General features: G+C 34.8%; 7 protein-coding genes and 1 pseudogene. 1 reads left to right on the forward strand and 7 read right to left on the reverse strand.

Translation table 11 applies throughout. The features are described 5' to 3' along the window. Positions 1 to 513: 513 nt before the first annotated feature. From tyrS to ACTDJC_RS13005, 6 genes are all read right to left on the reverse strand, one after another. A complete protein-coding gene (tyrS, locus tag ACTDJC_RS12980) occupies positions 514 to 1,776 on the reverse strand; it encodes a tyrosine--tRNA ligase (RefSeq protein WP_440603625.1) in 1,263 nt (420 codons plus the stop codon). A gap of 190 nt (positions 1,777 to 1,966) precedes the next feature. Further along, positions 1,967 to 3,853, reverse strand: coding sequence for a tyrosine decarboxylase (gene tdc / locus ACTDJC_RS12985; RefSeq protein ID WP_440603626.1), 1,887 nt, complete (start codon positions 3,851 to 3,853; stop codon positions 1,967 to 1,969). A gap of 195 nt (positions 3,854 to 4,048) precedes the next feature. Continuing rightward, the gene (tyrP, locus tag ACTDJC_RS12990) at positions 4,049 to 5,488 is read right to left on the reverse strand and encodes a tyrosine-tyramine antiporter (RefSeq protein WP_440603627.1); all 1,440 of its coding nucleotides are present in this window, start codon (positions 5,486 to 5,488) and stop codon (positions 4,049 to 4,051) included. Between the two features lie 691 nt (positions 5,489 to 6,179). Then, positions 6,180 to 6,911, reverse strand: a complete 732-nt coding sequence (locus ACTDJC_RS12995; protein WP_098310820.1) for a Bax inhibitor-1/YccA family protein — start codon at positions 6,909 to 6,911, stop codon at positions 6,180 to 6,182. Positions 6,912 to 6,986: 75 nt separating this feature from the next. Next, positions 6,987 to 8,879 carry an ABC-F family ATP-binding cassette domain-containing protein gene (locus ACTDJC_RS13000; protein WP_440603628.1) on the reverse strand — a complete coding sequence of 631 codons (1,893 nt, stop codon included), beginning with the start codon at positions 8,877 to 8,879 and terminating at the stop codon, positions 6,987 to 6,989. Then, positions 8,876 to 9,523 carry an HD domain-containing protein gene (locus ACTDJC_RS13005; protein ID WP_440603629.1) on the reverse strand — a complete coding sequence of 216 codons (648 nt, stop codon included), beginning with the start codon at positions 9,521 to 9,523 and terminating at the stop codon, positions 8,876 to 8,878. Before ACTDJC_RS13005 ends, ACTDJC_RS13000 begins: the two co-directional genes overlap by 4 nt. A 121-nt stretch (positions 9,524 to 9,644) precedes the next feature. Between ACTDJC_RS13005 and ACTDJC_RS13010 the strand changes: the two are divergent. Beyond that, positions 9,645 to 9,992: pseudogene (locus ACTDJC_RS13010) on the forward strand (hypothetical protein); the annotation flags it as partial. 346 nt (positions 9,993 to 10,338) lie between these two features. On the opposite strand, the gene ACTDJC_RS13015 reads toward ACTDJC_RS13010, so the two are convergent. After that, positions 10,339 to 12,264, reverse strand: a complete 1,926-nt coding sequence (locus ACTDJC_RS13015; RefSeq protein ID WP_098310823.1) for an LTA synthase family protein — start codon at positions 12,262 to 12,264, stop codon at positions 10,339 to 10,341. Positions 12,265 to 12,411 lie beyond the last annotated feature (147 nt).

Consider the following 12,411-nt stretch of genomic DNA (forward strand, 5'->3'; position numbering starts at 1 on the left):
ATTGTAGAAAAAAAGAAGAGTGCCGTAAAAAACATAAAAAGATATTTTTGTATAAAAAAACTCATTTTTGTCTTTATAAAACACCAAAAAGAAATCCTGCATGATACAATCATGCAGGATTTCTTTACTTTAATCATTTAATTCATCAATATCGATAGAAAAGCTCTCTTCTCATTTCTACACATTATAATTATGTAAACGTCTGTACACTAACATAGAGTTAGTATAGACATATGGGCTCAACTTAGCTAAGTCCTTATAATAGATTTCAAAGAGGAAATGTCCGGATGGCAAACAAGAAGTTTCATGAAGAGTTTTAAAAAAATGAAATGGTAAAAGATGAATGTAATGTATTTACTAACTCTTTAATATTATTTATTCTCTGTTGATACTAATGTTAAGTGACCTATTAACTTGTTTTTGTTAACCTCTGTTATCACATGGTGATTAAATCTAACAATTGTTTCCACGACGTAAGCATAATGAATTCCCGCTGTCACCTATAACACTACCCTATTCTCCCAGTTTTACTAAGCTGTAATTCTTTTTACCTTTACGGATAATAATAAATCTTCCATCAAATGAATTTTCTACCGTAACATCTGTATTTACATCTGTTACTTTGTCTCCATTCATCAAAATAGCTCCATTATTAATATCTTCCCTTGCTTGGCGTCTAGAAGGTTCAATTCCTAAATCTACTAACCACTCGACAATATTTTTTGTTTCCTTTGCAGCATTGAAAGTTGGCATATCTTTAAAGCCTTGTTCAATTTCATCCGCAGTTAACGCTTTAATATCCCCGCTAAATAATGCTTCTGTAATTTTTACTGCTTGTAGAAATGCATTTTCACCATGAACAAATTTCGTCATTTCTTCTGCTAACACTTTTTGCGCTTCACGTTTATGAGGTTCTGTTTGAACTTTAACCACTAATTCATCAATTCTATCTTTTGTTAAGAATGTGAAGAATTTTAAGTATTTAATCACATCGCGATCATCTGTGTTCACCCAGAACTGGTAGAATTCAAATGGTGTTGTCTTTTCAGGGTCTAACCAAATCGCTCCTCCTGCTGTTTTACCAAATTTCGTACCGTCTGATTTTAATAGTAATGGAATTGTTAATCCAAAAACTTTTGCATCTGGTCCTTCTTTTTTACGAATTAAGTCTAAACCGCTTGTAATATTTCCCCATTGGTCACTGCCGCCAATTTGCAGTTGTACGTCTTCTTCTTTGTATAAGTGATGGAAATCCATCGCTTGTAGAATTTGGTATGTGAATTCTGTAAATGAAATCCCTGTATCTAAACGACTTGCTACAATATCTTTTGCTAGCATATTATTTATACTAAAGTTTTTACCGTAATCACGTAAAAACTCAAGGATACTTACTTCATGTGTCCAATCGTAGTTATTTACCATTTTCACTTCGCTATTTCCGCCAAAGTCGAATAACTTTTGCATTTGCGCTGTTAACGCTTCAACATTATGCTGTACTTGTTCTAATGTTTGAAGTTGTCTTTCTGTTTGACGTCCACTTGGATCACCGATTGTTCCAGTAGCTCCTCCAATTAAAATTACTGGATGATGCCCTTCTAATTGGAAACGTTTCATCATCATAAATGGGATTAAGTGTCCAATATGCATACTATCACCCGTTGGATCTACCCCACAGTACAGGGAAATTTTTTTCTCTTCTACTAATTCACGTAACCCTTCTGCATCTGTTTGTTGGTTGATAGCATTACGCCATTCCAATTCGTCAATGATGTTCATGCTTTTCTAGCTCCTTTAATTTTTAAGAATTTACTCTTTTAGTTTGTCTAAAAACAAAAGTCCCTATGTCTAAAAAATACATAAGGACCATTCTTAATCGTATTACCACCCAGATTGTACCATTACTATTGCTCTCAGCAATAGTATCGATAGCTACTGTGCTTCCTCAACGTATATCGTATACTGCATCTTAAACAGATGTCTCATCATTACTTTTCTTTTCCACATTGTAAATGATTTCAAGCTTTTCTTGAATTGCGCTTTCAATCTTACTAGCGTATTCATCGAATACATCTTTATCATGAGCGTACGGAGATAATGCACAAGCTCGTAGTATTGTTACTTTTCTTTCCTTATCCCATTCTCCTTCACTAAATCCAAGACTTTTCACATATGGAAGTGGGCTGTTTCCATAGTCAGGGATAGCAAAATCTGTATGAGAAGTGATAAATTCATTGTGATATATATTCCCTTTAACGTAAGAAGCTTCACCAAAGAAATCATGATTTAATTTGTTCATTTTTGCTAAATCTGTGTTTCCTTCTTCATTAAACACATAGTCAACCATATTAAAGTCAGGTTTTGTTAATGGATAAACTTTAATCGTTTTATCCCCAACTTTAAATTGTTTATCCTGTAAAAAATGATAAAAACGGTAAGCTCCTTCAATACTTGCACCAAGTAATTTTCCATAACCAGTCACGTTTAATGGTAATACTTTATGGGCTGTCCAAACTGAGGCTGCAGTTGCCCCCGCTTTAGAACCTTCAAGCATATATGCACCAAGTAATGCAGGAATATCGGCTCCTTTTTCAAACACATATGTTGCAAAGTAAGAAATGACATCACGCATTCTAATATCTTTTACTACAATCCCACCAGCTGAGTAAGGGATATATCCCATTTTATGTGGATCAATCGTAATCGTTTCAGCGTGCATCATTGCTTTGAAAGAATGGTAAATATCTTCAGTCAGCCATTTATTTTTCTCATTGAAAATACCATATTTTTCATACACTTCATCAATTTTGTTATAATCAATAAATTCATTGTTTTCATCTAAGAAAATAGATCGAGCGTACCCACCATAAGCAGCATCTATATGAATGTAAAAATAAATACCCTCTTTTGCTAATTTTTCACGTAGCTCAACAATTTTATCAATACGATCTACTTGTCCCTCCTCTGTTGTACCAATAACGCCTACCACACCAAGAATAGGTATTTTTTCTGCAGCCAATTCTCGGATTTTTTCTTCGAGTTTGCCAATGTCCATTCGATAGTTATGATCAACATCAATTGCTTCCACATTATCTAGGCCAATACCAATAATATCCGCTGATTTTAGCCAAGAATAGTGTTTGGTTTGTGGAATCAACCATTTACCTAGCTCTCGTAGATGTTGACCACTACGCGCAGAATGTGCTTTTATGCCATCAATTTTTTCAGGAATTTTTTCTATAATATCTAATATCTCTTCTGTAGTCATGTTTAATAATTCCCAATCTGATTTATTTTCCACTAATTGAGGAGCTACGTCTTTAACCGCTAAAGGAAGAGATTTCATGTTTCTTGCATACCAAAGGCCTTCTAGATTAGCAATCGAACCATCCGCACAAATATGCCCCCAACTCTCACCTTTTTTATAGCTCATAAGAGCAGCAAATTCATGTCCTACTTCTTCTTCCATTTGAGAAGTGGCAGGGGAAGATTCATATGCCACGTTATTCCCATTCCATAACATTGCAGCTGTATACCCAATAATAGCTGGCATTAATGTTTCGGAATTCATATGTCCCCAAAACCGCCCCGCCGAATGCCATGGTAATGAATTGGTACGAAGTTTTGATGATAATACATCCATTACACTACGGATATGATCTGCAGTTTCTTCAAAACTTTGTGAACTTTTATCTTGCGGAGTAATTACTGGTAAATCTTGTGGTTGGTAATTTTGACGCCAACCTACATGTTCATCTACCATTTTGATTAACAGCTCTTTAAATAAGTCGGCATTTTCACCTTTATCACCTAAGAATAGTGCTTTTAAATTAATATCCGGAATTTTATAGTTCATTTTTCATTTCCTCCAAATTATCTCACATATTTTCCTAAGCAACTTCGATACAAAATACGTTATTATTTTTAGGTTTTACCGCACAAAAATTCACACATAAATTAATATTTGTCATCAAAAACAGGGTATAAAACATTGTTAGTCAAATAAGCTAACTCAAATTTAAGGAATACGTACCAAATATTTATAGGCTCTTTAGCTTGATTTCTTTAAATCCCCCGGTGGGTCGTTATCTTTTTTCCACTCTGGTTTTTTAAATTTGTTGATGATAAGTGCTATACCAATCATTACTACTGTAGCGGCCACTTGATAAATAACATATCCAGTATATTGACTTGGCTTTAAAATAGATGGCGGAATAATACTTACAATAATTGTAAAAATAATACTTATCATTGAAAGAATAGAGACCGTCCACATTAATCCATTCCCTTTACTTCCTAATCTAAATGGTCTATCAAGATCTGCCATCTTATAGCGCAAACGAACGGCTGAAATAGCGATTAAAACATACACAACACAATATAAAATCGTTGTTGTAATTGTTATGATTAAGAAGGCACTGTTAACATCTGGAACTACTATATATAAGATAGATACTAACGAAATTACAATTGCTTGAATCATCACAAAAGTAATTGGAATATCTTTCTCTGTTCTCTTTTGGAAGAACTTCGGCAAATTCCCTTCCTCTGCCACTTTAATCATAGATTTACTTGGTCCAAGTACCCATGCACTTAGCTGCACTAATACACCAATTAAAATCATTAAAGAAATGATGTTAACAACGATAGATGGAATACCTAAATCTTTACAGAAAATCATATATGGCTGTGTAATATTGGCAAGCTCCAATTTACCTTTTGGTACCGCATTTGCAACTGTTAAACCAGCAATGATATTAAAAATTGCTAATAAAATAACAGAAGTGATAACAGCAATTGGATAGTTCCGTTTTGGATCGTCAATATTATTCGCATGTACAGACGAAATTTCTACTCCTGCAAAAATAAAGATAATTCCTGATAAATAAGTTAAACTTCCTAAGTCCTTAAAATTAGGAATAAGGTCACTCGGCTTAAAACCCCCTAAATAACTATTAGCTTGAATCCCGTTTTTAATCATATAAATGACACCTATAATAACAAGAATGACAAACGGAATGTACACACCAATAACAGCGCCCCAGTTACCCGCAACTTTTACCATATCAAACTTAAGGTTTAATAAAGTCACACTCCAGTATGAAATTAAGATTACGGCAAAAATAAAGTAGTTGTTTGAAGATAATGCTGGTTTATTAATAACGTAACCGAATAGAACACCAACAGTTGACGCAACCATTACCATCCCGAAAAACATTTGAACCCATAATAACCATGAGGTAACAAATCCCCATTTCTCACTTAAACCATTTTTCACCCAAACTTGAGGTCCGCCTTCCTCAGGGAAAGCCGTTGAAAGCTCAGCTGACATTAATGCAATAGGGAGAGCAAATGCAAACGCAGCTATCACCATATAGAAGATTTGGGTCCAACCAGTAATTGCAAGAGTCGGCACACTTCGTACCGTTCCAAAAAAAGCCATTGTAATACCAATCAACCCAAAAAGTGTTAATTTTTTTGTGTTAGCCATAAAAATTTCCTTCTTTCCCATATTCAATGTAATAATCTATAAAAGACATAGAATTCATCCTTTTTAAAATAGCCATATCACTTGATGGTTATGTAAGATAAGGATTTGGTGAATTTTAGTACAGAAAAAACGCTCGAGGATTTGCATAGAATTAAAATATGGAAATACAAAAAACTATTTAACCATTTTTAAGGGACGTTCTTATTTCAGAAAAATATTATTATATAGGCACACTCAAAAATCCGTTAAAGAAATAAATTTGAAAAGAGAGCTTTAAAATATTTTTTATTGTTTTCAGACTTGGCTGTTCATTCTTTAAATCATTACCATAGCTCGTAATCATCATTGTTATCAATGGACACTAAAAAAGATGGCCCCGGTACTATAACCGAGGCCATCTCTTAAGTATTTAGGTATTAAAAGACGTTTACTAAACTGTTCGTTTTAGTTTCTTGTTCTTTTTCGCTGTTTAGATAGTCTAAAAATTAAAGTCAAGTAGACTATAACTATGTACAGAGAATATTCATCATGCGATTTGCTTCACCTCTTCTTTTTTCTTTATTGTAGAAAAAACGAAGCATGTGGTAAAAAATATAAAAAGATATTTTTGCATAAGAAAAAATCATCTTTATCTCGATAAAACTTCAAAAAAGAAATCCTGCATGATACAATCATGCAGGATTTCACCATTTTAATCATTTTTTACAAAATAAGAAACGAAGCGTAAAATTTCTAGGTATAACCAAACTAATGTCATCATTAATCCTAATGCGCCGTACCACTCCATATACTTCGGAGCACCGCCGCGCGCACCACCTTCAATGAAATCAAAGTCTAGCATTAAGTTTAACGCGGCAACAACAATCACAACTGCACTAACGATCATGCCAATTGTTCCACCTTGATGTAAGAATGGTACTGCCACGCCAAATAATTGTAGAACTAAAACGATTAAATACATAATCATAATCCCAAGCGTTGCTGCCATAACACCTGTACGGAACTTATCCGTTACTTTCACAGCACGCGTTGCATATAACACTAACATTGCTAGTAAAATAGAAATGGTTAGTAACACTGCATGTAAAATGATATAATCACCAAAACGTATTGTATACATAGCAGAAATACTTCCTAATACAATCCCTTCCACAGCTGCATAAATCGGTGCTGTAATTGGTGAAATACGCGGTACGAATGCCGAAGCAAGCGCTACAATCGCCGCTATAATTAAAGCACCAATTAATACTGGTGGTTGCATCTTATTTTCTATCATCTGCATGTATGCGTACACAGACGTTCCTAATAACAATATGAGCATAATAAACGTTTTACCAACTGTACCACCGATTGTCATCGCTGAAGTACTTACGCCCTCTTTCCGAAACGCCTCTTTCTTTAACATTGGATTAGATGTTCGCATGATTTCCCTCCTAAAATATTTTCTACCAATAGTGTAAATATTTTCTCTTTATTTTTCAACATATGCAGCTTGTTCTTATTTTAACCCTTCTACAATGTCAGATAGTTCACTCCAGCGCTCCATTGTTTGCTCTAATTCTTCTTCTGTTTGTTGCTGCTCTTCAGAAAGCTGCTGTGCTTTCGTATAATCAGCGCCAACTTTCTCTAATTCTGCTGCAATACTTTCAATTTTCGCTTCTAACTCTGCAATCTTATCTTCAATTGTTTCCCATTCACGCTGTTCATTATAGGAAAGTTTACGTTTCCTTTGCTGTTTTGGAGCCTCTTCTACTTTCTTTTCTTTCTGCACTTCTGCTTTTAACAGTGCTTCTTGTTCTTTTTTCTCATCTAAATAATCGCTATAACTACCAAAGAAGACGCGAACGTGACCGTTACCTTCAAAAACAAAAAGTTCTTCTGCGATTTTATCAAGGAAGTATCGATCATGCGATACGGTAATCACAACACCAGGAAACTCTTCTAAATAATCTTCAAGCACTGTTAATGTTTGCGTATCTAAATCGTTTGTCGGCTCATCTAGAAGCAGAACGTTCGGCTCTCCCATTAAAATGCGCAGTAAATACAGTCTTCTTCTTTCACCGCCTGACAATTTATTAAGCGGTGTACCATGCGTATGCGGCTCAAACAAGAAGCGCTCTAGCATTTGCGAAGCACTAATTGTTTTTCCATCTGTCGTATGAATGACTTCAGCTGCTTCTTTAATATATTCAATCATACGCTGATTTAAGTTCATATCTTCATTTTCTTGCGTATAGTATGCGATTTTTACTGTTTGTCCTACTTCAATCTCACCACTGTCTGGTGTGATTTTCCCAGCTAGCATATTTAATAGAGAAGATTTCCCGCTACCATTTGCACCGATAATACCGATACGATCCCCTGGTTTCACAATATATTGGAAATTATGAAGAACAGTTTTATTCCCGAATGTTTTTGTCACATCTTTTAATTCAAGTACTTTCTTTCCTAATCTACTACCGCCAAGTGCAATATCAACGTTTTGTTTTGCTGTTGGTCCTTCTTTCTTTTGCAGATCTTCAAAACGCTGAATACGTGCTTTTTGCTTCGTAGAACGAGCTTTTGCACCGCGGCGAATCCACGCAAGTTCACGGCGATATAAGTTTTGACGCTTTGCTTCCTGTGCAATTTCTTGTTCTTCTCGAAGTGCTTTCGCTTCTAAAAAGGCACCGTAATTTCCTTCATAGCTATATAACTTACCATTGTCTAATTCAAAAATACGGTTCGTTACACGATTTAAGAAATAACGATCATGCGTAACAAGTAAAACGGAACCTGTGTAACGTGATAAATATTCTTCTAGCCACTCTACTGTTTCATGATCCAGATGGTTCGTCGGCTCATCCAAAATTAATAAATCTGGTGTTTGAATAAGACATTGCGCCATCGCAACACGCTTTTTCTGTCCGCCTGATAAATTTCCTACTGCCGCAGAAAAATCAGTAATCCCAAGCTTTGTTAACAACGATTTTGCATTTGCATTTGCTTCCCAAGCATTCATTGCATCCATACGCTGCTGCACTGCAAATAATGCTTCCTGCGCTTTTTCATTTGTTGGATTTTTTTCTAAGTTTAATAATGTCTGCTCATACTCACGAAGAAGACGAATTAACGGTGTATCGCCATGGAACACTTGCTCAAGTACAGTTAAGTTTTCTTTAAAATCCGGTTGCTGTGATAAATAACTAATCGTATAACCACGCGTATGTGTCATTTCTCCCGTATCTGGAATTTCTACACCTGCAATAATTTTTAATAATGTTGATTTACCAGTTCCATTTACACCGATGATACCAGCACGCTGCCCTTCAGCAATACTAAAAGATAGACCATTGAATAACGGTTTCTCCCCATATGATTTGGATACATTTTCGACTGTTAACATTCTCATATTTGTGCATTCCACTCTTTCATAAATTGGTCAATAAATTGCTCCATATAGCGATGACGCTCTTCCGCCTCTTCTTTCGCTGCAGCTGTATTCATTAAATCTTTCAACTTTAACAGTTTTTCATAAAAATGATTCAACGATGGTTCATCACTTTTTCGATATTCTTCCTTTGTCATCACTTCACGCGGTGGAATTTTTGGATCATATATTAAACGTCCCTTTGCCCCTCCATAAGCAAATGTCCGGGCAATTCCAATTGCCCCAAGTGCATCAAGGCGATCAGCGTCTTGTACAATTTTTCCTTCTAACGTTGCCACAGTTCCACCGTGTCCACCTTTATAAGACATATTGACAATAATATGAACAATATGATCTACATCCTCTTGTATAATCTCTAATTGTTCAAGCCAATCTGTTACTTTCTTCATACCAGCTTCTTCACTTTCGTTTAACTTCTCATCTGCGACGTCGTGAAGCAAAGCTGCCATTTCAATAACAAAGCGCTGCCCGCCTTCCTTTTCAGATAATACAATCGCTAATTTATGCACGCGCTCAATATGATACCAGTCATGTCCGCTTGCATCTTTTTCTAGTATGTCTTTTACAAATGTAATCGTTTTTTCAATTTGTTCTTGTTTTTTCATAATATCTTCACCCAATTTATTATTGTAACACGCCCCCATTTTTTCATCACACATTTTCTCGTCCGCCCATACTATATGTTGTAACTAGTATCATGGAGGAGGAAAAAAAATGTTCTATAACCCGCAACAGCCCTATCCACACCAACCATACTATCAATCAAACTATGAGCCACAACCACACCAACAGTATTATTATGATTCACGTGTCCCTCAATCCAGCCCTACAACGCCAACAGAACCAACACAACAACAAATCCAACAATATGCTTTACAATATCACCACTTAAAACAACCTGTATTAAGCCTCGTAAAACCTTGGGTAGACTACGGTGTAAATGAAGCAAAACATACTTCCGTAGCACACGCCATGACTGAAATTACGGCGATCACGTACTTAATCGGCCGCGGTGTAAATCCGACAGTTGCTCATTATATCGTTGAATCTTGGGAAAAGAATGAGCAGTTTTAAAATAATTCATTTTGTAAAACATACAAACGATGAAAGTGCCAAGTGACCTTGTTTTACAGGGATTTTGGTACTTTTTATTTTTCTATAATCTATTTTATCACAAAAATCTTTTTCACATTTTTTGCATCTTTTTTATATTGTTCATGAGCAAAATTTGATCCCAGAACCTTAAGAAAAAACCTTTATGTTAGACTTTTTCATGGTGATTCCTCCGCTAAAATATTTTATTTAATAAATGCTTTTATAGAACTGTTTTAATCCTTTTTATATTTCTGCGTAACATAGTACTAACAGATATAACAAAAACCCGATGCCTTTTTCAGGCACCGGGTTTTTTCATGATTCTTTATTCTTTCTTATCATCTTTAATCGCTGTTTTGATTGTTCCTGATTTCACTTTAGTCGCCGCATCTGAGAAACGTAACAAGTCACCTTGAATAATACTATCGGACATTTTCAATTCTGTCTGTGCCCGATTAATAAGTGCTTTTGCCTCTTGTTCTGGTACTTGAGCGACCTGACCAGTTAGACGATCGTAGAATGTGTTATTGTAATAAATATATTTGTCTGTAATAAAGCTTCCATCACGTTCTACAACGAACGGTTCTCGCTCTGGTGAAAATAAATCATGACCAAACTCAATATCATTAGAAGTATCAACTCCTAATAAGTGAAGAATCGTCGGTTTCACGTCTACTTCACCAGCAGGAGCAGTCATTGTTTTTCCTTCTGTTTGACCTGGAACATGAACAAATAATGGTGTACGTTGTAGCTGCATGTGATCATATGGAGTAATTTCATTTTTCCCTAAGTATTGTGCCATCGCACGATTATGGTTGTCTGAAATACCATAGTGATCACCGTAGAAAACGATAACTGAGTTGTCATATATTCCAGTGTCTTTTAAACGTTGAATAAATTCTTTTAAAGCTTCATCTTCATAGCGCGCTGTAACAAAATAGTTATCTAATGTTTCGTCGCCTGAATTAAATGGTTCAATCATTTTTATACTGTCATCATACGTAAATGGAAAATGGTTCGTTAATGTAAGAAAACGAGCATAGAACGGCTGATCAATCTTTTGTAACTTATCCACTGATTGATCAAAGAATTCTTTATCCTTCAATCCCCATCCTATTTTATTCTCTGGTGTAACGTTATAATCCAATTCATTATAGAAACGATCATATCCTAAGGATGGATACATCACATTACGATTCCAGAACGAAGCATTATTCGCATGGAATACAGCTGTATAATAGCCTTGTTCATGTAAAATTTCTGGAGTTGCCATATACTCATTACTAGCATTCGTAAAGAATACTGAACCACGATCTAACGGATATAATGAGTTATCAATCATAAACTCTGCATCCGATGTTTTCCCTTGTCCTGTCTGATGATAAAAGTTTTCGAAATAATAACTTTCTTTTTTAAATTGATTTAAGAAAGGTGTAACTTCTTGCCCATTTACTTTAGAATCAATTAAAAAGGACTGCGTTGATTCTAAAGAAACAACAATAACGTTCTTTCCTTTTGCCATACCATACATATTTGGATCAGGTTTTGTTTCCACTGTTTTCATATAATTCTCTGCTTCTTGAATTTTACTTCCATCAGCAAATACTTTTTGTGAGCTTGTCTTTACTTGCAATGCAAAATCATACATTTGATGGAAATATATCCCAAGGTTTTTCACAATCATAACGCGGTCAAATGAACGAGTTAATAATTCAGGACGTTCTTTTTCTGCTAAACCAAGGTTTACCATAAAAATAGCAATACTGATTAAAAAGTATAGTGACTTCATAGAGCCAGAAATACGCTCTGTTTTTGCAAATTTAGGTTTCTTTTTAGCAAGGTAAAATAAAAAGATAATATCTGCAAACATTAATAAAAACTTAATGTCTAACAAAGCTTTTATACTAGATCCTAATCCGTCCATATTCGACGTTTGCGTTAACACTGGAAGTGTAACAAAATCATTATAAAAACCATAAAACATTACATTACCAATGAGGATAATGGTCATAATAATGTCGATAATGATAGCTATATAATTCCTTTTTGGTCCCTTCGCAAATAATGCAAGCCCAATTAACACCAAAGAAGATGCTAACGGACTAATAAAAAGAATAAATTCCTGCATAGCAGAATCTATCTTCAAATCAAAACTAAATCGCGTAACAATATATGTTTTTAACCATATCAAAATAACGGTTAACAAAATAAAGCGCATATTTTGAAATTGTTTGTTTAACGCTTCCTTCATCTCTCTCTCCCTTTCTGACTAGAACATTTGTTGAATGAACACATAGAATATCTCTTCATGTATTTATGACTTTTTTCTCACCGAGACATTGTATCGAATACTTTTGTATTTCGTGTGAACTTTTTCTTTTTTTTATTAAATTAATAT

The sequence above is a fragment of the Bacillus sp. GB_SG_008 genome, assembly GCF_052038115.1.
Lineage (GTDB): Bacteria > Bacillota > Bacilli > Bacillales > Bacillaceae_G > Bacillus_A > Bacillus_A rhizoplanae.

Coding starts and splice junctions, on each gene's coding strand:
- tyrS (WP_440603625.1), bottom strand. CDS start 1,776: ATGAACATCATTGACGAATTGGAATGGCGTAATGCTATCAACCAACAA.
- tdc (WP_440603626.1), bottom strand. CDS start 3,853: ATGAACTATAAAATTCCGGATATTAATTTAAAAGCACTATTCTTAGGT.
- tyrP (WP_440603627.1), bottom strand. CDS start 5,488: ATGGCTAACACAAAAAAATTAACACTTTTTGGGTTGATTGGTATTACA.
- ACTDJC_RS12995 (WP_098310820.1), bottom strand. CDS start 6,911: ATGCGAACATCTAATCCAATGTTAAAGAAAGAGGCGTTTCGGAAAGAG.
- ACTDJC_RS13000 (WP_440603628.1), bottom strand. CDS start 8,879: ATGAGAATGTTAACAGTCGAAAATGTATCCAAATCATATGGGGAGAAA.
- ACTDJC_RS13005 (WP_440603629.1), bottom strand. CDS start 9,523: ATGAAAAAACAAGAACAAATTGAAAAAACGATTACATTTGTAAAAGAC.
- ACTDJC_RS13015 (WP_098310823.1), bottom strand. CDS start 12,264: ATGAAGGAAGCGTTAAACAAACAATTTCAAAATATGCGCTTTATTTTG.